This is a genomic window from Burkholderia ubonensis subsp. mesacidophila (assembly GCF_002097715.1).
Taxonomy (GTDB): Bacteria; Pseudomonadota; Gammaproteobacteria; order Burkholderiales; family Burkholderiaceae; genus Burkholderia; species Burkholderia mesacidophila.
The window spans coordinates 3072499-3094411 of sequence record NZ_CP020737.1; the positions used below are offsets into that span (position 1 = coordinate 3072499).

24 protein-coding genes are annotated in these 21913 nt (G+C 68.7%); 12 read left to right on the forward strand and 12 right to left on the reverse strand.

Features of this window, described 5'->3' with window-relative positions; genetic code table 11:
* Positions 1–65: 65 nt before the first annotated feature.
* The 4 genes from purE to pyk all read right to left on the reverse strand — a co-directional run bounded on the left by purE (position 66) and on the right by pyk (position 4471).
* Positions 66–587 (reverse strand): 5-(carboxyamino)imidazole ribonucleotide mutase, encoded by a 522-nt coding sequence (gene purE, locus B7P44_RS14425; RefSeq protein ID WP_035488962.1) that lies wholly within the window; start codon positions 585–587, stop codon positions 66–68.
* 22 nt (positions 588–609) lie between these two features.
* Entirely contained in the window at positions 610–1500 is an 891-nt protein-coding gene (locus B7P44_RS14430; RefSeq protein WP_084905229.1) for a phosphoribosylaminoimidazolesuccinocarboxamide synthase, read from the reverse strand.
* A 198-nt stretch (positions 1501–1698) separates the two neighbouring features.
* The gene (fba, locus tag B7P44_RS14435; RefSeq protein ID WP_084905231.1) at positions 1699–2763 is read right to left on the reverse strand and encodes a class II fructose-bisphosphate aldolase; all 1065 of its coding nucleotides are present in this window, start codon (positions 2761–2763) and stop codon (positions 1699–1701) included.
* A 271-nt stretch (positions 2764–3034) separates the two neighbouring features.
* Positions 3035–4471, reverse strand: a complete 1437-nt coding sequence (pyk, locus tag B7P44_RS14440; protein ID WP_084905233.1) for a pyruvate kinase — start codon at positions 4469–4471, stop codon at positions 3035–3037.
* Between pyk and B7P44_RS37730 the strand changes: the two genes are divergently transcribed.
* Complete coding sequence (locus B7P44_RS37730) at positions 4470–4598, forward strand: hypothetical protein (protein WP_265341370.1); 129 nt, start codon at positions 4470–4472, stop codon at positions 4596–4598. The genes pyk and B7P44_RS37730 overlap by 2 nt on opposite strands.
* 157 nt (positions 4599–4755) lie before the next feature.
* Here B7P44_RS37730 and B7P44_RS14450 read toward each other — a convergent pair whose 3' ends face one another.
* The 3 genes from B7P44_RS14450 to B7P44_RS14460 form a co-directional block, all read right to left on the reverse strand.
* The gene (locus tag B7P44_RS14450; protein WP_059610459.1) at positions 4756–5952 is read right to left on the reverse strand and encodes a phosphoglycerate kinase; all 1197 of its coding nucleotides are present in this window, start codon (positions 5950–5952) and stop codon (positions 4756–4758) included.
* Positions 5953–6187: 235 nt separating this feature from the next.
* Complete coding sequence (locus tag B7P44_RS14455; protein ID WP_084905235.1) at positions 6188–6511, reverse strand: AzlD domain-containing protein; 324 nt, start codon at positions 6509–6511, stop codon at positions 6188–6190.
* Positions 6508–7263, reverse strand: a complete 756-nt coding sequence (locus B7P44_RS14460) for an AzlC family ABC transporter permease (RefSeq protein WP_084905237.1) — start codon at positions 7261–7263, stop codon at positions 6508–6510. The genes B7P44_RS14455 and B7P44_RS14460 overlap by 4 nt, the downstream gene beginning before the upstream one ends.
* Positions 7264–7457: 194 nt before the next feature.
* On the opposite strand from B7P44_RS14460, the gene B7P44_RS14465 reads away from it, so the two are divergent.
* The 6 genes from B7P44_RS14465 to B7P44_RS14490 all read left to right on the forward strand — a co-directional run bounded on the left by B7P44_RS14465 (position 7458) and on the right by B7P44_RS14490 (position 11991).
* On the forward strand, positions 7458–8381 hold the full coding sequence (locus B7P44_RS14465) for a branched-chain amino acid transaminase (RefSeq protein ID WP_084905240.1): 924 nt from the start codon (positions 7458–7460) through the stop codon (positions 8379–8381).
* A gap of 51 nt (positions 8382–8432) precedes the next feature.
* Positions 8433–8627 carry a zinc-finger domain-containing protein gene (locus tag B7P44_RS14470; protein WP_017334071.1) on the forward strand — a complete coding sequence of 65 codons (195 nt, stop codon included), beginning with the start codon at positions 8433–8435 and terminating at the stop codon, positions 8625–8627.
* Positions 8628–8748: 121 nt separating this feature from the next.
* Positions 8749–9789, forward strand: coding sequence for a lipopolysaccharide heptosyltransferase II (gene waaF / locus B7P44_RS14475; protein WP_045567247.1), 1041 nt, complete (start codon positions 8749–8751; stop codon positions 9787–9789).
* Between the two features lie 114 nt (positions 9790–9903).
* Positions 9904–10350, forward strand: coding sequence for a nuclear transport factor 2 family protein (locus B7P44_RS14480; RefSeq protein ID WP_084905242.1), 447 nt, complete (start codon positions 9904–9906; stop codon positions 10348–10350).
* A 26-nt stretch (positions 10351–10376) separates the two neighbouring features.
* Complete coding sequence (locus tag B7P44_RS14485) at positions 10377–11411, forward strand: YheT family hydrolase (protein ID WP_084905244.1); 1035 nt, start codon at positions 10377–10379, stop codon at positions 11409–11411.
* Positions 11404–11991 carry a DUF2946 family protein gene (locus B7P44_RS14490; RefSeq protein WP_084905247.1) on the forward strand — a complete coding sequence of 196 codons (588 nt, stop codon included), beginning with the start codon at positions 11404–11406 and terminating at the stop codon, positions 11989–11991. Before B7P44_RS14485 ends, B7P44_RS14490 begins: the two co-directional genes overlap by 8 nt.
* 15 nt (positions 11992–12006) lie before the next feature.
* Here B7P44_RS14490 and B7P44_RS14495 read toward each other — a convergent pair whose 3' ends face one another.
* Entirely contained in the window at positions 12007–13701 is a 1695-nt protein-coding gene (locus tag B7P44_RS14495) for a M48 family metalloprotease (RefSeq protein ID WP_084905249.1), read from the reverse strand.
* A gap of 224 nt (positions 13702–13925) precedes the next feature.
* On the opposite strand from B7P44_RS14495, the gene moaC reads away from it, so the two are divergent.
* From moaC to B7P44_RS14515, 5 genes are all read left to right on the forward strand, one after another.
* Entirely contained in the window at positions 13926–14405 is a 480-nt protein-coding gene (gene moaC, locus B7P44_RS14500) for a cyclic pyranopterin monophosphate synthase MoaC (protein WP_060303733.1), read from the forward strand.
* Between the two features lie 117 nt (positions 14406–14522).
* Positions 14523–14774 (forward strand): hypothetical protein, encoded by a 252-nt coding sequence (locus B7P44_RS36340; RefSeq protein ID WP_133117959.1) that lies wholly within the window; start codon positions 14523–14525, stop codon positions 14772–14774.
* Between the two features lie 145 nt (positions 14775–14919).
* Positions 14920–15882, forward strand: a complete 963-nt coding sequence (locus B7P44_RS14505; protein ID WP_407923991.1) for an IS110 family transposase — start codon at positions 14920–14922, stop codon at positions 15880–15882.
* Between the two features lie 63 nt (positions 15883–15945).
* The gene (locus B7P44_RS14510; protein ID WP_084905253.1) at positions 15946–16434 is read left to right on the forward strand and encodes a hypothetical protein; all 489 of its coding nucleotides are present in this window, start codon (positions 15946–15948) and stop codon (positions 16432–16434) included.
* A 93-nt stretch (positions 16435–16527) separates the two neighbouring features.
* Positions 16528–17739 (forward strand): hypothetical protein, encoded by a 1212-nt coding sequence (locus B7P44_RS14515; protein ID WP_084905255.1) that lies wholly within the window; start codon positions 16528–16530, stop codon positions 17737–17739.
* A gap of 27 nt (positions 17740–17766) precedes the next feature.
* Here the strand turns inward: B7P44_RS14515 and B7P44_RS14520 are convergent, their stop codons facing one another.
* The 4 genes from B7P44_RS14520 to B7P44_RS14535 all read right to left on the reverse strand — a co-directional run bounded on the left by B7P44_RS14520 (position 17767) and on the right by B7P44_RS14535 (position 21846).
* Positions 17767–18114, reverse strand: a complete 348-nt coding sequence (locus B7P44_RS14520) for a TonB family protein (protein ID WP_084905257.1) — start codon at positions 18112–18114, stop codon at positions 17767–17769.
* A 390-nt stretch (positions 18115–18504) separates the two neighbouring features.
* Positions 18505–20298 (reverse strand): PglL family O-oligosaccharyltransferase, encoded by a 1794-nt coding sequence (locus B7P44_RS14525; protein ID WP_084905259.1) that lies wholly within the window; start codon positions 20296–20298, stop codon positions 18505–18507.
* Positions 20299–20429: 131 nt separating this feature from the next.
* Positions 20430–21026 (reverse strand): pilin, encoded by a 597-nt coding sequence (locus B7P44_RS14530; protein WP_084905261.1) that lies wholly within the window; start codon positions 21024–21026, stop codon positions 20430–20432.
* Positions 21027–21132: 106 nt separating this feature from the next.
* Positions 21133–21846 carry a TerC family protein gene (locus B7P44_RS14535; RefSeq protein ID WP_084905263.1) on the reverse strand — a complete coding sequence of 238 codons (714 nt, stop codon included), beginning with the start codon at positions 21844–21846 and terminating at the stop codon, positions 21133–21135.
* Positions 21847–21913: the final 67 nt, after the last annotated feature.

Here is a 21913-nt window from a genome sequence, read left to right on the forward strand (position 1 = left end):
GTGAGGACAATCCGGGTTCGACTGCCCGGTTGCCGGGCAGCCCTGGTCCGGGCGGCCCGTTGCGTTCATTCCAGCGGCGGCAGCGCCATCGCGTGCGCGGCTTCGTTCTGGCGCACGCGGAACGCGGCGAGCCGGTTCGCGTAGTCGACCGACGTGCCGGACAGGATCGACACCGCGAACAGCGCCGCGTTCGCCGCGCCGGCCTCGCCGATCGCAAACGTCGCGACCGGCACGCCCTTCGGCATCTGCACGATCGAGTGCAGCGAATCGACGCCCTTCAGGTACTTGCTTGCGACCGGCACGCCGAGCACCGGCACCGTCGTCTTCGCGGCGAGCATGCCCGGCAGGTGCGCCGCGCCGCCCGCGCCGGCGATGATCGCGCGCAGGCCGCGCTCGCGCGCCTTCTCCGCGTAGTCGAACATCTCGTCGGGCATCCGGTGCGCGGACACGACCTTCGCCTCGTACGGCACGCCGAATTCCTGCAGGATGGCCACCGCATGCTTCATCACGTCCCAGTCGGAACTCGAACCCATCAGCACGCCGACGAGCGGCGCGCTGTGCGTGTGGGCGGTCTGGACTTCACTCATCGCGCGTTCCTTTCGTCGAAGCTCAGGCGAGCTGCTCGCCGGTGATGCGCTCGAGCGCTTCCTGGTACTTCGCGGCCGTCTTCTCGACGACGTCGGCCGGCAGCGCCGGCGCCGGCGCCGTCTTGCCCCACGGCTGCGCCTCGAGCCAGTCGCGCACGAACTGCTTGTCGAACGACGGCGGGTTCGTGCCGACCTGGTACTGGTCGGCCGGCCAGAAGCGCGACGAATCGGCCGTCAGCACTTCGTCCATCAGGTACAGCTTGCCGTGGTTGTCGAGGCCGAATTCGAACTTCGTGTCGGCGATGATGATGCCGCGCGTCGCCGCGTAGTCGGCCGCTTCCTTGTACAGCTTGATCGAGATGTCGCGGATCGTCGCGGCCAGCTCGGTGCCGATGCGGCGCTCGGTTTCCTCGAACGTGATGTTCTCGTCATGCTCGCCCATCTCGGCCTTCGCGGCCGGCGTGAAGATCGGCTCGGGCAGCTTCTGCGCGTTCTGCAGGCCTTCCGGCAGCTTGACGCCGCACACGGCGCCGCTCGCCTGGTATTCCTTCCAGCCGCTGCCGGCCAGGTAGCCGCGCACGACCGCTTCGATCATGATCGGCTCGAGGCGCTTGACGACCACGCCGCGGCCCTTGACCTGCTCGACCTCGTCGGCCGCGACAACCGCTTCCGGCGCGTCGCCCGTCAGGTGGTTCGGGACGATGTGCGCGAGCTTGTCGAACCAGAAGTTCGCCATCTGGTTCAGCACGCGGCCCTTGTTCGGAATCGGCTCGCCCATGATCACGTCGAACGCCGACAGGCGGTCCGTCGTGACGATCAGCAGCTTGTCGTTGCCCACCGCGTAGTTGTCGCGGACCTTGCCGCGACCGAGGAGCGGCAGCGAGCGGAGCGTGGATTCGTAAAGGGTAGACATCGTCTTTTCGCAGATAAGGAGCCAAACACAAAAAGGGAAACGCCGTTCCCCGCGGCTGGCGGGAACGGCGGCCTTGCGATTCTTCGGCGCCCCCGGGCAACGTGGCCCGGGCGGCGCCGGCCGGCCCTTGTTCGGCCGGCGGGACGGTCACGGCCGGCGGACATCCGCCGGCCGGCAGCCCCGGATCGTACTACAGTCTCAGCGCACGACCTGCGCGAGCTCGCCTGCCTTGTACTTCTCGGCGATCTTGTCGAGCGACACCGGCTTGATCTTCGCGGCCTGGCCTTCGCAGCCGAACGCGAGGTAGCGGTCGACGCAGACCTTCTTCGCCGCTTCGCGCGCGGGCTTCAGGTAGTCGCGCGGATCGAACTTGCCCGGATTCTCGAACAGGTAGCGGCGGATCGCGCCGGTGATCGCGAGACGCAGGTCGGTGTCGATGTTGATCTTGCGCACGCCGTGCTTGATGCCTTCCTGGATTTCCTCGACCGGCACGCCGTAGGTTTCCTTCATGTCGCCGCCGAACTGGCGGATTTCTTCCAGCAGCTCCTGCGGCACCGACGACGAACCGTGCATCACGAGGTGCGTGTTCGGGATGCGCGCGTGGATTTCCTTGATGCGCTGGATCGACAGGATGTCGCCCGTCGGCTTCTTCGAGAACTTGTACGCGCCGTGCGACGTGCCGATCGCGATCGCGAGCGCATCGCACTGCGTGAGCTTCACGAAGTCGGCAGCCTGCTCCGGATCGGTCAGCAGCTGCTCGCGGGTCATCGTGCCCTCGGCGCCGTGGCCGTCTTCCTTGTCGCCCTTCATCGTCTCGAGCGAGCCGAGCACGCCGAGTTCCGCCTCGACCGTCACGCCGATCGAGTGCGCCATCTCGACGACCTTGCGCGACACGTCGACGTTGTACTCGTACGATGCAACCGTCTTGCCGTCCGCCTCGAGCGAACCGTCCATCATCACGCTGGTGAAGCCGCTGCGGATCGCCGCCATGCAGACCGCCGGCGACTGGCCGTGGTCCTGGTGCATCACGACCGGGATGTGCGGATACGACTCGACCGCCGCTTCGATCAGGTGGCGCAGGAACGGCTCGCCCGCATACTTACGCGCGCCGGCCGATGCCTGCATGATCACGGGTGCGCCCACCTGGTCCGCCGCCGCCATGATCGCCTGCACCTGCTCCAGGTTGTTCACGTTGAAGGCCGGCAGGCCGTAACCGTGCTCTGCCGCGTGGTCCAGCAATTGACGCATTGATACGAGAGGCATTGTGGAACTCCTTGAATGAAAACCGGTGCGCCCTGAGCGCCGGCGCGGCCTGGCCGGGTGTGACCCCGGCGGACGGGCGCGGCTGAGCGTCGAATAGCCGCATTTTATCGCGAAGCGCCTCCGAATCCGACCGGTCGGCGGCCTTCGCTCGCAATTTGTTACCTTCGCACGGCACAATGCGGGCAAAAATCAGAAAAAAAGCCGCGCGGGGCATCGAACCCCGCGCGGCTTTCGGCAATAAAACGGTGCCCGATCGAATCGGGCCACCGGGTCAGTAATGCTCGCCGACCCGGACGATCTTCAGCGTGTTGGTGCCGCCCGCCTGCCCCATCGGCTCGCCGACCGTCAGCACGACCATGTCGCCGCGCGCGACGAGCCCGCGCTGGACGATCAGCTCGATCGCCTGCTGGAGCGCCGCGTCGCGGTCGCTGTTGAAGTCGACGTGCAGCGGCGTGACGTTGCGGTACAGCGCCATCGTGCGCTCGCTGCCGACCCGCGGCGTCAGCGCGAAGATCGGCACGTGCGTGTAGTGGCGCGACATCCACAGCGCGGTCGCGCCCGATTCCGTCAGCGCGACGATCGCCTTCGCGCCCAGGTGGTACGCGGTAAACAGCGCGCCCATCGCAATCGACTGGTCGATCCGCGTGAACGTGCGGTCGAGGAAATCCTTGTCCAGCTCGACGTGCTCGGACTTCTCGGCCTCGACGCAGACCGCCGCCATCGCCTCGATCGTCACGACAGGATACTTGCCCGCGGCCGTCTCGGCCGACAGCATCACCGCGTCGGTGCCGTCGAGCACCGCGTTCGCGACGTCCGACACCTCGGCGCGGGTCGGCACCGGCGCGTGGATCATCGACTCCATCATCTGCGTCGCGGTGATCACGAGCTTGTTCGACTCGCGCGCCATCCGGATCATGCGCTTTTGCAGCGCCGGCACGGCCGCGTTGCCGACTTCGACGGCCAGGTCGCCGCGCGCGACCATGATGCCGTCGGACGCGTCGAGGATGCTCTGCAGCGCCGGAATCGCCTCCGCGCGCTCGATCTTCGCGATCATCTTCGGCTTGATGCCGTACGGCGCGCCCGCGATGTTCGCGAGCTGGCGCGCCATTTCCATGTCGGTCGCGTTCTTCGGGAACGACACCGCGACGAGGTCCGCGCCGAGCGACATCGCGGTGCGGATGTCCTCCATGTCCTTCGCGGTCAGCGCCGGCGCCGACAGCCCGCCGCCCTGCCGGTTGATCCCCTTGTTGTTCGACAGCTCGCCGCCCACCTTGACGATCGTGTGGATCTCGTCGCCGAGCACGCGCTCGACGGTCAGCACGATCAGGCCGTCGTTCAGCAGCAGCACGTCGCCGGGCTTCAGGTCGCGCGGCAGCTCCTTGTAGTCGAGGCCGACCCGGTCGTCGTTGCCCAGCTCGCAGCCCGCATCGAGGACGAACGGCTGGCCCGGCTCGAGCGTCGTCTTGCCGTTCTCGAACTTGCCGACGCGGATCTTCGGCCCCTGGAGGTCCGCCATGATCGCGATCTCGCGGCCGACCTTGCGGGCGGCCTCGCGCACCATCTCGGCGCGCTGGCGGTGATCATCGGCGGTGCCGTGCGAAAAATTGAGCCGCACGACGTCGAGGCCCGCCTGCATCATCTGCAGCAGTGTCTCCGGCGAACTGGAAGCCGGGCCGATCGTGGCGACTATCTTGGTGGCGCGCTGCATGAAACTCCTCATCTGGATCAAGGTGGATGCGCTGGGTGAAACGCTGCGAGAGCCGGACGCGGCAGGCCCAGCGGCCGCCGCTCCGGGGGGCGCGCCGGTGCTTGCGCCCGGCATCGCTTTGTTCTGAATCTCGTGGTGCTGCATGGCCGCGTCGCCGGCGGCCGCCGGTGCGCGCGGGGCGGTGTTCGCCCGCGCGGGCGCGCGTTTGCGCTTGCCCGCGCCGGCCGTCGGCTCCGCCTTCGCGGAGCGCGCGGCCTTCGTCACCCCTGCGCGCGCCGCCACGCTCAGGCCGCCCGCGTTTCGAGCACTTCCACCGCCGGCAGCTTCTTCCCTTCGAGGAACTCGAGGAAGGCGCCGCCGCCCGTCGAGATGTAGCTGACCTGGTCGTGGATGCCGTACTTCGCGATGGCCGCGAGCGTGTCGCCGCCGCCCGCGATCGAGAACGCGGACGATTTGGCGATCGCGTCGGCGAGCGTCTTGGTGCCGTTGCCGAACTGGTCGAATTCGAACACGCCGACCGGGCCGTTCCAGACGATCGTGCCGGCCTTCTCGAGCTGGCTCGCGAGCGCCTTGGCGGTCTCCGGCCCGATGTCGAGGATCATGTCGTCCGCTTCGATGTCGGCGACCTTCTTCACGGTCGCGGCGGCGGTCGGCGCGAATTCCTTCGCGGTGACGACGTCGGTCGGGATCGGCACCGACGCGCCGCGCTTGCGCGCTTCGTCGATGATCGCCTTCGCCTCGTCGACGAGGTCGGCTTCCGCGAGCGACTTGCCGATCGACAGGCCGGCCGCGAGCATGAACGTGTTCGCGATGCCGCCGCCGACGATCAGCTGGTCGACCTTCTCCGCGAGCGATTTGAGGATCGTCAGCTTGGTCGACACCTTCGAGCCCGCAACGATCGCCACCAGCGGGCGCGCCGGGTTGCCGAGCGCCTTGCCGAGCGCGTCGAGCTCGGCCGCGAGCAGCGGGCCCGCGCAAGCGACCGGCGCGTACTTCGCGATGCCGTGCGTCGTCGCCTCGGCGCGGTGCGCGGTGCCGAACGCGTCGTTCACGTACACGTCGCAGAGCTTCGCCATCTTCTGCGCGAGCTCGTCCGAGTTCTTCTTCTCGCCCTTGTTCACGCGGCAGTTCTCGAGCAGCACGACCTGGCCCGGCGCGACGTTCACGCCGTTCTCGACCCAGTTCGCGACGAGCGGCACGTCGCGGCCGAGCAGTTCGGCGAGACGCTTCGCGACCGGCGCGAGCGAGTCTTCCGGCTTGAACTCGCCTTCGGTCGGGCGGCCGAGGTGGGACGTGACCATCACCGCCGCGCCCGCGTCGAGTGCAGCTTGGATGGCCGGCACCGACGCGCGCACGCGGGTGTCTTCGGTGATGTTGCCGTGGTCGTCCTGCGGGACGTTCAGGTCGGCGCGGATGAACACGCGTTTGCCGGCGAGCTGGCCGGCGGCGATCAGGTCGGTAAGACGCTTGACTTGGCTCATGTTGGACAAATTGAAGTAGTGGATGGGGAAAGGAGGTCTTACGCAACACGTGCGCGGGCTGCCGCTGGGGGCGCCGGATGCGGCCGTGGCTGGCGGATCCGCATGACGCGCACGGGTAATGAATCTGGAACGGGCATTCTAGCCGATCCGTTCGGACGGCTGCCCGCGTGGCGGCGAATTCCGCCTATTTGGGACAACCCGGAATGTTGCGATGCAACAAAGCGATGCCTGCGCATCAGGCGATCAGCCGCAGGCCGGTGAACACGAGCATCCCGACGACGATCGTGCCGAGCATGCTGCGCCGCCACAGGTACCAGCCGAAGCCGGCGAGCGCCGCATAGAACTGATGATTGGCGAGTGCGAACGACAGCCCGGCCGGGGTTTCGAGCACGTCGGGCAGCACGACGGCCGCGAGCGCCGCCGCGGGCGCGTAGCGCAGCGCGCGCTGTACGCGCTCGGGCAGCACCGAGCGTTCGCCGCCGATCAGGAACATGGCGCGGGTGACGGCCGTGACGAGCGTCATCCCGACGATGACGATCCAGATTTCCGCGGCGCTCATTCGACCTCCTCCTGCGGCACCGTCCGGGTGCGGATGCGGCGCCAGTCGGCCCGTTCGACGAAGAAATCGGCGGTGCAGCCGGCTGCGAGCGCGGCGAGCACCGCGAGCGGCAGCGCGAGCCGGTACGGCAAGTCGAACGCGACCAGCGACACGATGCCGGCGACCGCGACGGCCGCGAGCGTCGAGCGGTTCGCGACCGCCGACACCATGATCGGGATCAGTGCGAGCGTGCCGGCGAGCTCGAGCCCCCAGCTCGCGGGAAAGAAGCTCGCGAGCAGGATCCCGGCGAGCGACGACACCTGCCACGACAGCCAGCTCGACAGCGCCATCCCCCAGAAATACGCCTCCTTGCCCGGCACGTGGCCGTTCGCGAAGCCCTGTTTCTGGAACAGCAGATAGATCACGTCGCCGTTGAAATAGCCGATCGCGAGGCGCCGCCACAGCGGCAGGTAGGAGAAGTGGGGCGCGAGCCCGGCGCTGAAGATCACGAAGCGCGTGTTGACCATCGCGGCGGTGAGCAGCACGGTCCAGATCGGCAGCTTCGCGGCGAGGAGCGGCAGCACCGCGAGCTGCGACGAGCCGGCGTAGACGAGCAGCGACATCGCGCTCGCCTGCCCGATCGTCATCACCGACTTGCTCATCGCGATGCCGGTGACGAGCCCCCAGGACAGGATCGCCATCAGCGTGGGTGAATAGTCGCGTGCGCCCTGGATCAGCGCGAGGCGGTCGGTGGCGGACAATCGAGCGAGCATGGGGAGGCGCCGCGGCGGACGGTTTGTCGGGGCGGCGGCGTCTCCTGCCGGTGTGGCCCGTCATGGTTGGAATCGGTACCGGGCGATTATAGCCCCGCCCCCGCGCCGGCCGACCGGGTTGACGCCAAAAGACGCTAAAATAAGCGTCTTTCCGGCTCAACGCTGCACACAACCGCACCCGACAGGAGAATCCTATGTCAATGGCCGACCGCGACGGCAAGATCTGGATGGACGGCAAGCTGATCGACTGGCGCGACGCCAAGATCCACGTGCTGACCCACACGCTGCATTACGGCATGGGTGTCTTCGAAGGCGTGCGCGCGTACAAGACGGCCGACGGCAGCACCGCGATCTTCCGCCTGCACGAGCACACGAAGCGCCTGCTGAATTCCGCGAAGATCTTCCAGATGGACGTGCCGTTCGACCAGGAAACCCTCGAAGGCGCGCAGCGCGAGGTCGTGCGCGAGAACAAGCTCGAGTCGTGCTACCTGCGCCCGATCATCTGGGTCGGCTCGGAAAAGCTCGGCGTGTCCGCGAAGGGCAACACGATCCACGTCGCGATCGCCGCATGGCCGTGGGGCGCGTACCTCGGCGAGGAAGGCCTCGCGAAGGGCATCCGCGTGAAGACGTCGTCGTTCACCCGCCACCACGTCAACGTGTCGATGGTGCGCGCGAAGGCGTCGGGCTGGTACGTGAACTCGATCCTCGCGAACCAGGAAGCGACCGCCGACGGCTACGACGAGGCGCTGCTGCTCGACGTCGACGGCTACGTGTCGGAAGGCTCGGGCGAGAACTTCTTCCTCGTGAACCGCGGCAAGCTGTTCACGCCGGACCTGTCGTCGTGCCTCGACGGCATCACGCGCGACACGATCATCACGCTCGCAAAGGATGCCGGCATCGAGGTGATCGAGAAGCGCATCACGCGCGACGAGGTCTACACGGCCGACGAAGCGTTCTTCACCGGTACCGCCGCCGAAGTCACGCCGATCCGCGAGCTGGACAACCGCACGATCGGCAGCGGCGCGCGCGGTCCGATCACGGAAAAGCTGCAATCGGCATTTTTCGATATCGTGTCGGGCAAGAACGCGAAGTACGCGCACTGGCTGACGAAGATCTGAGCGCGCGTGCCGCGCGAATGCCCCACAAAAGAGTGAACAAGAGAAAGACTCATGAGTGAAATCAAGGAAATGCCGCTGGTCGAGCTGACGGCCAAGGATCTTCCCGCCTACTGCCCGAACCCGGCGATGGCCCGCTGGAGCGCGCACCCGCGCGTCTTCATCGACGTCTCGCACGGCGAGACGCGCTGCCCGTATTGCGGTACGCGCTACAAGCTGCGCGACGGCGAGGTCGTCAAGGGCCACTGAGCCCGGACGACTCGCACGGCGGCGCGACCGGATGCCCGGCGCGCCGCCCTTTCCCATTCTGGCAACCCGAACGCGGCGCCCAGGCGCCGTGTTTCATTACGACATCGGAAATCGACCTGATATGCGTCGAGCGCTGGTTATCGCACCGAACTGGATCGGTGACGCATTGATGGCGCAGCCGCTCTTTGCGCTGCTGAAGAAACTCCATCCCCGCATCGCGATCGATGCCGTCGCGCCCACCTGGGTCGCGCCGGTGCTCGAGCGCATGCCGGAGATCCACGATGTCTACGCGACCGATCTCGCGCACGGCAAGCTGCAGCTGCTGCGCCGCTGGCAGCTCGCGAGCGACCTGCGCGACAACGGCTACGACGCGGCGTACGTGCTGCCGAACTCGCTGAAGTCCGCGGTGATCCCGTGGCTCGCGAACATCCCGCTGCGGATCGGCTATACGGGCGAGCACCGCTACGGGCTATTGAACGTGCGGCACGCAAACCCGAACAAGGCGCACGGCGAGCGGCCGCCGATGACGGGCCACTACGCGGCGCTCGCGTACGCGCCGGGCGCGAAGCTGCCCGAGTCGATGAAAACCCTGCCGCCGCCGCGCCTCGAAGCCGACCTGAATGAAACGGCGCGCGTGTCCGCACGTTTCAATCTCGATACACGGATGCCGCTCGTCGTGTTCTGCCCCGGCGCGGAATACGGCCCGGCCAAGCGCTGGCCGCCCGAGCACTTCGCATCGCTTGCGAAGATCGTCCACCAGTCGTTCCCGTACACGCAGATCATCGCGCTCGGCTCGCAGAAGGACGCCGCGGCCGCGCAGGCGATCGCCGAGCACGCGCCGCACGTGCGCAACCTGTGCGGGCAGACGTCGCTGTCCGAGGCGTGCGCGCTGATCGCCCGCGCGAACGCGGTCGTCACCAACGATTCCGGGCTGATGCACGTCGCCGCGGCGCTGCGCCGGCCGCTCGTCGCGCTGTACGGCTCGACGGACCCGCGTCATACCCCTCCGCTGTCCGAGCTGGCGAAGGTACAATGGTTGCATCTCGAATGCAGTCCCTGCTTCGAGCGCGAGTGCCCGCTCGGCCACCTGAAGTGCCTGCGCGAACTCGGCCCGGAACAGGTATTCGGCGATCTGCGCGGCATGCTCGTCGGGCAACGCTGACCTTCACCGGCAGCGTCGCGAGGCGCGCGCCGGGCAATCCGATTCACCGGTGTGCGGCGGCCTTCTGGCCGCCGTGCTGAATACGGCGCGCGATGCGCGCGAGAGAACAACCCGATGCCACGTTTTGCCCGCCTCTTCGAAGCCGCCGCCGATACGCTCAACGCCTACTACCAAGCCATCGCCGATGCCAACCTCGACGCGCTGATGGCCCTGTGGATCGACGAGGATTTCGCCAGCTGCATCTGGGCGGACGGCGCGCATCTGCACGGCCTCGACCAGATTCGCAGCGGCCTCGGCGCCCGGCTGTCCACCCAGCCGGTGACGATCGAGCCGCTCGACATCCGTGTGTACGACAGCCTCGGCACCGTCGTCTACACGATCGCCGAAGCGCATCAGCAGGCCGATCTCGCTGCCGAGCCCGACATGGTGTTCGCGACCTACGTGATGATTCACGAGCGCGGCGAATGGCGCATCGCGCACATCCATGCGAGCCCGATTCCCGAACAGGCGGCCGGGCAGTTCGCCGCCAAGATCCGCCACGGGCAAGGCCCGCTGCATTGACGAATTGACGAAGACGCGGGGCGATCATGAGTACGGCTTCTCCGCCCACATCGCTAGACGGGGGCAACACCCCGGATGACGACACACTGCGCTATCGCGCACCACGCTGGCTGCCGAACAGCCATGCGCAAACCATCGTGCCGGCGCTGTTCGCGCGACGACCGGCCATCGCCTACCGGCGGGAGCGATGGGAAACCCCCGATCACGACTTCATCGATCTCGACTGGATCGCCCATCTCGACAGCGCGGCGCCGCCGCCCGACGCGCCGCTGTTCGTGCTGTTCCACGGCCTCGAAGGCAGTTCCGGCTCGCACTACGCGCTTGCGCTGATGGCCGCCGCGCGCGCGAAGGGCTGGCACGGCGTCGTTCCGCACTTTCGCAGCTGCAGCGGCGAGATGAACCGCCGGCCGCGCTTCTACCACCTCGCGGACAGCGCCGAGGTCGACTGGATCCTCAAGCGCCTCGCCGCGCGGCATCGCGGGCCGCTCGTCGTGGCCGGCGTGTCGCTCGGCGGCAACGTGCTGCTGCGCTGGCTCGGCGAGCACCGCAGCGACACGTCGATCGTGCGCGCCGCCGCCGCGATCTCGACGCCGCTCGACGTGCATGCGGGCGGCCGTGCGCTGTCGCAGGGTTTCGCGATGCTCTACACGCGCAGCTTCCTGAAGACGCTCAAGCGCAAGGCGCTCGTCAAGCTCGAGCAGTTTCCGGGCCTGTTCGACCGCGAAGCGATGCTGAATGCCGTGACGATGCACGACTTCGACGACGTCGTCACCGCGCCGCTGCACGGCTTCGCCGACGCGAACGACTACTGGACGCAGGCGACCACCCGCCCGCTCCTGCCGGCGATCGACGTGCCGACGCTGATCCTCAACGCCCGCAACGACCCGTTCCTGCCCGCGTCGGCGCTGCCCGGCCCGGCGGACGTATCGCCCGCCGTCGAGCTCGACCAGCCCGCGGACGGCGGCCATGCGGGATTCATGACCGGGCCGTTCCCCGGCCGGCTCGACTGGCTGTCGGCGCGGGTGTTCGGCTACTGCTCCAAATTCGTCGACCATGGATGACATCGTCAAGCAGGCGCTCGCCAAGTGGCCGGACGTGCCGCACTGCACCGGCTGGCTGCTGCTCGACCGGCGCGGCGACTGGCGCCTGCGCGACGACGCCGCGCAGGCGGCCGGCGAGCTTGGCGCGCCGCTCCGTCACGCGGCGCTGGTCGCGTTCATCGCGCGCAACTACGAAGCCGACGAGCACGGCCAGTGGTTCTTCCAGAACGGGCCGCAGCGCGTGTACGTCGAGCTCGCGTATACCCCGTGGATCGTGCGGCTCGCCGAACAGGACGGGCGGCTCACGCTCACCGACCAGGCCGGCCGGCCGTTCGAGCCGCGGGAAGCGTGGCTCGACGACGCGGGCGGCGTGCTGTTTCGCGACGCCGGCACCCCGCCGCGCGTCGCCGCGCTGCACGACCACGATCTCGGGCTGTTCGCCGACCACGCGGATCTCGACGCGACGCCGCCCGTGGTGCGCTGGCAAGCCGACCGCGCGCTGCCGCTCGGCGAGATCGCGCGCGCCGACGTGTCGGCGCGCTTCGGCTTCGTCGCGAGCCCGGCCGAACGGGCGCGCGCCGCGCCGCCCGGCGAACACTGACGCCGCCGCGACCGGCTAGCTCCTGCCGTTCTTGTCTTCCTCGCGCTCTTCCTTGTAGCGCGCCTCGAATTCGAGCAGGCGCGCGTTGAGCATCGACTGGTCGTAGAACGACACGTCCTTTGCATCACGCGCGTCCTTCAGCTGGCGGATCGCCGCCGGCCACGCGCCGTCGAGCGCGAGCTTCTCCGCCTGCGCGCGGCGCCGCGCGAGCATGTCACCCTTGCCGTCGCTCGCTTTCGCGAGATAGTCCCACCAGTCCGGCTGCTGCGGATCGGCCAGCGCCTGCGTCCGGGCGAGCGTCTGCGCTTCTCCGAAGCGGCGCGCGGCCAGGAGCGACTGCAGATGCACGACGATCGCCGCGTGCGACGCCGGCCAGCGCCGCTGCGCGAGCGCCGCGAGCCTCACCGCGTCGTCGGTGCGCCCCGCGCGGCGCGCGAGGTCCGCGGCGAGCACGTCGAGGCTCGGCGAGCTCGTGGCAGGATCGTCGTCGCGCCGCGCGCGCGCATCGAACGCTGCGCGCGACGCCGCCAGCGCCTGGCCCGCCGCGTCGTACTGGCCGAGCAGCGTGTTCGCGAGCGCGACGCCGTACCAGTTCGCGGCGACGTTCGCCGCAGTGTGGTCGTCGATCTCGAGCTGCATCCGGCGCGCCTCGGCCGCGATGTCGGTGGGGGCACGGTTCTGCAGGATGCGCAGCCGGGCGCGCACGAACCCGTATTCGGCAGACTGGTGCGGCTGGCGGTACGGCGCGCGCCGCGCGCGATCCTCCATGTCGGCGATTCGTTCGCCGGTCAGCGGATGGGTGCGCGCATAGGCCGGCACGCCCGCATCGCCCATCGACGCGCGATCGAGCCGCTCGAAGAAACCCGGCATCCCGTACGGGTCGTAGCCCGCGCCCGCGAGCAGCTGGAAGCCGACGCGGTCCGCCTCGCGCTCCGCCGAGCGCGAGAAGCGCAGCTGGTTGTCGACCGCGTACGCCTGCCCGCCCATCGCGATCGCGCTGCCGAGATCGCCGCTGCGCGCGAGCACGCCCGCCAGCACGCCGAGCAGCATCGTCGCGAGCGCCGTATAGCCGGTCTTCTCGCTCGCGCCGATCATCCGCGCGATATGCCGCTGCAGCACGTGGCCCATCTCGTGGCCGACGACCGACGCGAGCTCGGACTCCGTCTGCGTCGTGATGAAGAGCCCGGTGTTGATGCCGATGAAGCCGCCCGGCATCGAGAATGCATTGATCTGCGCGTCGCGCACCGGGAACAGGTCGAAGTCGGGCGCATAGCCGCCGATGAAGCGCGCGGTGGCCGCGGCCGCGAGCCGCGCCGCCACCGCGTTCAGGTAATCGCGCGTGAGCCAGTCGTCGAGATAGTCGGGGTCGCGCCGCACCTCGCGCATCACCCGTTCGCCGAGCTTGCGCTCGGCCTGCGGCGTCAGCGCGCCGCCGGAGCCGTCACCGAGGTCGGGCAACTGCAGCGCCCGCAGCGGCGCGCGCAGGCCGGAGGCGGAATTCGACACGCCGGTGGCGCCGGAAAACCGGCTCTCGGCGCCGCCGTAGGTGCCGAATACGTCGGGCGCAATGCCGGACGGCACGGTCGAGATCGACGGAAGACCGGCGGGCGCCGCCTCGAGCGGCAACGCGCCCGTGCGTTGCGCGAAGCCGCTGGGCGGCAGCGCCAGGGCCGCCGACAGCAACGCGACAAGCAACTGTTTGACACGCATGGCAGGATGATCGCGACGCCGTCCCGCGCGCGGCGCGCGCCTCGCGGCGATTGGTATGAATATCGTGGCCATTGTACCGGCGCCGGCCCGGCTGTCCCGCACGGATCGTCCGCCGGTTGTGTCCCGGCGGCGCGAGCGCCCGCTGCTATGATAGGCGCCCTTCAAGCTATGCACGGGATCGAACCGGACGCCCGAACGGCGGGTTCGATCGACAGGAGCACGACATGTCTGGACTCACCCATTTCGACGCCGCCGGCCACGCACACATGGTCGACGTCGGCGGCAAGCAGGAAACGCAGCGTATCGCCATCGCACGCGGCACGATCCGGATGCTGCCGGCGACGTTCGAGCTGATCCGCGACGGCAAGGCGAAAAAAGGCGACGTGCTCGGCGTCGCGCGCATCGCGGCGATCCAGGGCGCGAAGCGCACCGCCGACCTGATTCCGCTGTGCCATCCGCTCGCGCTGACCCGCGTCGCGGTCGATTTCGAGCTCGACGACGCGCTGCCGGGCGTGCGCTGCGTCGCGCAGGTCGAGACGTTCGGGCGGACCGGCGTCGAGATGGAGGCGCTCACCGCGGTGCAGGTCGGGCTCCTGACCGTGTACGACATGTGCAAGGCGGTCGATCGCGGGATGGTGATTACCGACGTGAGCGTGCGGGAGAAGCGCGGCGGGAAATCGGGGGACTGGAAGGCGGAAGCGTAAACGCTGATTCGGCGCTGAAAGGCTGCGTAACCGGAACGCGTTCGCCGTACGGCTACACGGTAGCCCGATCAGACATGTGCAAGGCCGCTGGATACGCCACCATCACAAAAACAATTCATGAGAGATCTGCTCCCCCGCCCCGAGCCACGGCGCCCGCTGCCGGCCGCGCCGCCGGCCATCCTGCTGGCCGCAACCCTGCTGTGCACGCCGGCGGCCGCGCACGCGCATGACACCGGCATCGCCGCATCCGGGCTCCGCGCACAGCTGAATTGCTCGACGACCGCGCGCTGGCCGCTGCCGAAGGAACGCGCGGTGCTTGTATGTTTAAGCCTGACCAGTACGGTAAAGTCTGAGCGCAGCCAGACATGACCGTGCAGTTTGATCCGCGCTTGGGCGTGAGAGCCCGTTTCTGAGTACAAAACGCACGGTTGCCGTGCTGGTCTTCCTGAAACCCGAACGGTTACCCGCCCCGATTTGATCGAGAGCGCATGCACAAGCAAGGGATCTGAAGATCATGTCTGTTTCCTCAGTGGTGGTCGGCATCGACGTGGCCAAAGAACACGTCGATATTGAAGTCTTGGGCGCTGAACTGGCTTCTCAGCGATGGGCTAACGATGCCGAGGCGCACTCGGCACTGGCAGCGGCTTCGCAACCGCTGAACATTAGCCTGATCGTCATGGAGGCCACTGGCGGCTACGAAGCAGCGCTTGCCTGCGCGCTGCAAGCGGTTGGTCTGCCGGTTGCCGTGGTTAATCCGCGTCAGGCGCGCGACTTTGCTAAATCGATGGGACGTCTGGCCAAGACTGACACGATCGATGCCCATATGCTGGCCGAGTTCGCATCGGTACTGGTTCGCCGCCAGGATCTGGCCAGCTTCATTCGACCGCTGGCGGACGCCCAGCAACAAGCCCTGGCCGCCATGGTCACGCGTCGTCGTCAGTTGCTCGGCATGCTGCTCTCGGAGCGACAGCGTCTGCAACTGGCGATTCCAGTCGTTCGCCCGAGCATCGAGACCATGATCGACGCCATTCGCAAGCAACTCGATGATGTCGATGCCCAAATGGTCGCTCACGTTCGCGAGCACTACAGTGCGCTCGACGTGTTGCTTCGCTCCGCAAGCGGTATCGGTCCGGTAGCCAGCGCCACATTGATCGCGGAATTGCCTGAGCTCGGTCGGCTTAATCGGCGCCAGATTGCAGCCTTGGTCGGTGTCGCCCCGATGGCTTGGGACTCTGGAACCGTCCGCGGACGCAGGCGAATCCAAGGCGGACGCTTTGATATCCGCCGCGTTCTGTACATGGCTGCGCTCACCGCTTCGCGACGCAACCCCGCCATTACCGCCTTCTACCAACGGCTCATTGCTTCCGGCAAACCGCCCAAGGTCGCGCTGGTTGCCTGCATGCGCAAGCTCCTGACCGTGCTCAACGCCATGGTCAAAACCAGCACACCTTGGGACAGTTCGCTTCATTCCGCTTGACTCGCTAGACGGTTACTCAGAACGGCCGGCGTGTCGATTTCGGGCTTCGCCGGGGATGGCGGTGTGATCGTCGACGCGCGGCACGATGATCCGGACGATCGCTGGTCCGAAATGCGTTTCCGGTTTCCGCAACCGTTGACGATCGACGGCTACCCGGTGAGCGTCATTCATCTCTATCGACAGCCGTCCGGCGACACCCCTGCCGACGAAGACCTGAAGGTCTATGCGCAGACGAGCGGCGATGTTGCCGCATACGCGCGCGACCGCCGGCTGGCTCCGGTGCCGACACCCGCGCCGTGGGCCATGAATGTAGGCGAGAACGCGGAGGACGACGCGGCCCCGGCGTTCAAGGCGACGTACGCCGCGTGGACGAAGCCGCTGACGAAGGCTCAGGCGCGTGCGCTGTCCAGCCCCACCGGCACCTACGTCCTGCCCGGCCGCCACCGCCTGCCGGCGCTGCGCTTCGCCGGCCCCCTCGCCGGCGCGCCGGGCCAGTTCGCATTCGGCTGCCGGATCTTCGGTTCGGAAGCGAGTCCCGTGGAAGGCCTGTAAAGCTGCCGCGGGTGCTGCCCGCCCGCTTTCAATTGCATTGCCCGGCGCAGGCCGCTACGGTGGCCGGCCGGCAAACTACCCTCCGGGTTCCGGATGAAAACAATCCAAAAAATCGCCGCCGTGGCGCTGTGCCTCGCATCCGCCGCCCCGTCCATCGTCCACGCCGCCAGCAGTTGCCCCGCCGCGGACACCGCCGCGCGCGCGGCGATCAGCGCACGGCATCGCCTGATGAAGATCCCGAGCCCGCAAAGCGACGACAATGGCGAAGGGGTCTTGCCGGCGCAACAGGACGCGATCCGCGCGTACAAGCAGGCGCTCGTCGACGCGATCGACGCGCGGCTCGCGTGCAGCGACGAACGCGTCGAGCCGGCCGCCCTGCAACGCACGCTCGCCGCGGCGCTCGGCGTATCGGCCCAATCGAGCGAGCCGGATTCCGGTTCGCCGTTCGGGCGCAATCCCACCGTGGCCGTGGAACGCGCGACCACGCCCCGGCCGCTTGTCCTCGTGCGCGCCGGCTTCGACGTCACCTGCGGCGACGACAACCTGCTCGCCGGCTATGCATGGGACAACAGCGGGGACAACGGCGGCTGGCGGCGCGTGCTGCGCTGGCAGAGCGACGACTACAAGGACGTCTCCGGCGCGTACGGCAGGGGCTTCGAATTCGCGGCGCTGCCGGGCGGACAGGTGGTGGTCGTGCACGGCACGCCGTGGTGCACGTCGACGTGGACGCACTTCGTCGCCGACGTGATCGTCCCGGCGAGCGGCGCGGCGCCTCAGCGCGCGGTGTTCCGGATGGGCAAGGACTATTGGTTCGACGAAGACAACTTCCGGCTGAAGACACGCCCCGACGGTTTCGAGCTGCGTGCGGCTGTGCACTCGATCGACTTCGACCTGCTGGCGCGGCCGGGCATCTACCGCTATCGGCTGGACGGCGACACCGTGCACCGGGTGCAGCCCGCCGCCGCAAACGGCCGGGACTTCGTCGACGAATGGCTGAAAGTCGACGACACGCTCGCGCGCGAATGGAGCGACCCGGCGTCGGTCGCTACCGTGTTGAAAGCGCGGCATGCGCTCGACGAACAACGCAAGGCGCCCGGCACGTCGTTCGGGTACGGTGCGGTGCGCGGCTGCTCGACCGCGAAGGATCGCTTCCAGGTCGAGATCGCACTGACCGGCAAGTCAGGGCAAACCGTCGCGAAGCGCTACGGCCTGATCCGCCAGGAGGCCAACGGTTTCACGATGCTCGGATTGCAGGACGCGCCGGAGCCGACCTGCCGCGGCGCAAACCTGATGCCGCGGCACTGATCCACACGGGCGGCCTCGCCGCGAGCGTCAGCCGCCGCGCCGCGGCTCGAACACGAACGGCTGCGTCAGCGTGAACGGATTCGCCGCGGGCCCCGTCTGCGAGCAGGTCGCACGCGACATCGCTTCGGCCGCTGCCCGGTCCGCGGCGGCATTGCGGCTGCTGGTCGTGATCGTCACGTTTTCCGCCACCCCGGAGGTCGTCATCAGCGCCCGCACCAGCACGGTCGCGGGACGCGTGAGCGGCTTCGCCGTCTCCGGGTAGACGGCGCGCGGGATGCTGCACGTCAGCTTGCTGTCTTGCTGCGAAGACACCGCGCAGCCGGCGAGCAGCGCGGCGGCGACGGGCAGCAACAGATAGGTCGGGCAGGTAGCCATGTTCGATTGGAATTCCGCAGCGTTGCGTCAGGATGGATTCGCCGCATCCCGGTTGCCGGTCGTGGTGCAGCGCCTGCCCGGCCGACCGTGCCCGGTCATCGGCGGCGCGCCCGCGACGGCAGGCCAGCCCGTGCGAGCCGCCCGACCGCCTTCCCCGAGGCGTCGATGACCGGATACCGCGCGTCGCGATACCCGCACGGATCGGCGGGACGCGCAGCGCTTCGGCGCATTGTGCGCGCCGTTCCCGCCCGATGGCGGCGATTTGACAATACTTGACGTGAATCCCGTCAATGCCCGCGGAATCCATGCGATCCGCGACGTAATCGACGTCAACCGATGCGCGCGGGTGCGCGTCGCGCAATCGTCGTTCCCGACGATTGCGCGACGGGATCACTCGTCGTCTTCGTCGTCCGACTCGTCGAGCGCGTCGGCCGGCACTTCCCCGTACTTCGCGACCAAGGCCGCCTTGAAGGCCTTCAGCGACGGCTGTTCGTCACACAGCTTGTACAGCGCCGCGAGCTGCTGCGGCCAGTCCTTCAGTTCCTTCGCGAAGACATGCAGGCGCGCGACCGTATCCAGCGCGTCGGCGTCGCGGCCGTCCAGCGCCTGCAGCACCGCATAGCGACGCAGCACCGTCTCGCCGGGCAACAGCGCGATCGCGCGTTCGTGCGCCTCCAGCTTGGCCGGCAGGGCGTCGCGCGAGAGCGTGAGCAGCGTCGCCGCGCCGTAGTCGCCCCATGCGCCGAACAGCAGCGACGGCGCGTCGCGATACTGCGCGGCCGGGTCAGTGCCGTAATACAGCACTTCCGCGCGCTGGTAGTCGCGCAACACCGGCAGCGCCGCGAGCAGGCCGCCGAACGTCAGCAGCGCGAACAGCGCAAACGCCGCGCGGCCCGGCACGACGCGCAGCGGCTTCGGCTCGAGCAGGCCGATCACGAACATCGCCGGCAGCAGGAAGAACATGTACTGCTGCGGATACTCGACCAGCGCGTGCATCAGCAGCACGCCGACCAACGCGAAACCGAACACGCGCGTGCTCGTCTGCGGCGCGCGCAGCGCGCGCACGAACCACAGCACGAGCGTGACGACGAGCACGCCGAGGCCGAGCAGGCCGGATTTCGCGAGCAGGTCGATGAAGATGTCGTGCGAGTTGTTCGCGATCTCGACGCCGCCGAGCGCACGCGCGAGCGCGAACTGGTGCGACGGGAACTCGCCCCAGCCGACGCCGAGCAGCGGATGCTCGCGGAACATCGCGAGGCCGTACTTCCAGAGCGCGAGGCGCGGCGCGATCTGGCCCGCGTCGCGCATCCGTTCGGCCGCCGACTCCGCGAGATTCAGGTGATAGTGCAGGTTCGCCCAGCGCACCGCGCCGTTCACCGCGACGAACACGGCGACGAGCAGGACGGGCATCAGCCACGCGCGCGCGCGCACGTTGGCCGGCGCGCGCGGATTGCCGCGCGATTCGGCCCACGCCATCCAGAAGCCGGCGACCACCATCACCGCAACCTGCAGCCACGGCCCGCGCGACACGGTGAGCGCGAGCCCGCCCGACAGCACGACCGACAGCATGAGCCACGCCCACACGGCGAGCCGGCGCGTCTGCACCAGATACAGCGCGCCGGCGAGCGCGAACGCGATGTAGGTCGCCAGGTGGTTCGCCTGCGCCATGTTGCCGTACGGCCGGCGGTCGGCCGCAATGTTGTACACGACAACGAACGGCGACAGCGCCGACTCGAGCCGGAACAACTGCACGACCTGGCAGAACACGGCGAACACGCCGCCGATCAGCAACGCGCCCGCCATGATCCGCGCCGTCGCTTCCGCGAGCTGCTCGCGCGCGAGCACGTAGCCCGCCTGCATCGCGACCAGCGCCGCGCCGAGGTAGCCGACGGCCAGCCAGTTCATCGACGGCACCCGCAGCGGCATCAGCGCGACCTGCGCGACGAGCACCGCCGCGAAGCCGAGCGGCGCGGCGAACGCGGCCGGCGCCGCGAACGGCGCGGCCGGCCGGCTCGTCCGCACGAGCAGGATCACGGACGCGCCCAGCAGCAGATACAGCGCCAGCGCGGAAAACTCGGAATAGAAGGTCGGAATCGGATACGTGTGATTCGTGATCGCGTACGGCACGATCAGGGCGACCGCCAGCGCGACGAGCGGCAACGAGCGGGAAAAAGAAGTGGGCATGAGCAAACCGGATATCAGCAACCGGCGCACTATACAAAACTTTCCCCGCTCTGTGCGGCGCGGTGGCGCGGAACGCACGGCCGGCGGACCCGATACCGCTCCCGGCCCCGCCCGGTCGCGCAGCCCACGCGCTACGCGCGGCACTCCGCCGGCGCGTACTTGGCCGGCAGTGTGGCGCTGTCGGCCGGCAGCGGCCCCGCGCCCGGCGCCGGCAGCGACGACGCCTGTTTGCCGGCGGCGAAGCACTCCCACGTGATCGCGCCGGCCTGCATCGCGCCTTTCTTGAGCGCGACCCGGGCCGTCGGCGCATCGGCCTTGTCGGGCGTCGACGGCACCAGCACGAGCGTGTTCGTGCCGGCAGCCGCGACCCGGGCGGTAAAGACGACCGAAATCTGGCCAGTGTCGTCGTCGATCTGCACCGACTCGACATTGCGGGTCGCGGCCGGCGGGCTGTAGCCGCCGGCGAGGCCCGCGCCGCTCGCCGCGTTGTCCGCGACCGCAAGCCGCGCGGACGACGCGAGCGCGAGCCCCTCGCCGACCCGCGAGCGCGCGAGGTAATCCTGGTAGGCGGGAATCGCATAGGCGGCAATGACGCCGACGATCGCCAGCACGATCATCAGCTCGATCAGCGTGAACCCGCCGGGATGCCAGCGCAGCGCGGGCCGGCGCACCCGTCGCAGGTCGACGGCGAAACGGCGGAACAGGGAAACGGAAAAGGCTTCGAACATGACAGGCTCCGGAAACGAAAAACGCCTGCCGAACGGACGTGCGGACAGGCGTTTCGATCGTAGCCAGCGCGCCGCGCGGCCGGCAGTCGGCCGGACGGCCAACGCGTCAGGGCGAGCCGGATGCGCCCGACGCGCCGCGCCGTTTCCTCAGCGCGTAGCCGGCCGCGACGACGAACAACGCGCCGGCCACGCTCGCGCCGTAGATCGCGGCCGGCGTGTCGAGCAGCGGCCAGCGGTCGCCGGCCGGGTCGTTCACCATCAGCCCGCCGGCGATCCAGCCGAGCAGCCCCGCGCCGAGCGTGACGACTACGGGGAAGCGGTCGAGCATCTTCAGCACCAGCGTGCTGCCCCACACGATGATCGGCACGCTGACGACGAGCCCGAAGATCACGAGCGCGAGCCGGTGCCCCGGATCGGCCCGCTCCGCCGCCCCGGCGATCGCGATCACGTTGTCGAGGCTCATCACCGCGTCGGCGATCACGATCGTCTTCACGGCCGCCCACAGCTTGTCGGCCGGCTTGATGTCGTCGTGCGCGTCGCCGGCGGGCGCCATCAGCTTGATGCCGATCCACAGCAGCAGCACGCCGCCCGCGAACTTCAGGAACGGCACGTCGAGCAGCGCGACCGCGAACGCGATCAGCACGATCCGCAGCAGGATCGCGCCGGCGGTGCCCCAGATGACGCCGCGCAGACGCTGGTTCGCCGGCAGGTTGCGGCACGCGAGCGCGATCACGACCGCGTTGTCGCCGCCGAGCAGGATGTCGATGGCGACGATCTGAAGCACGGCGCCCCAGTGGAGCGTGGACAGGAATTCGAGCATGGGTGGACGTTGCCTGACGACCGCATGTCGCGAGCGTAACAAAAAAAACGCCGGCAAAGCCGGCGTT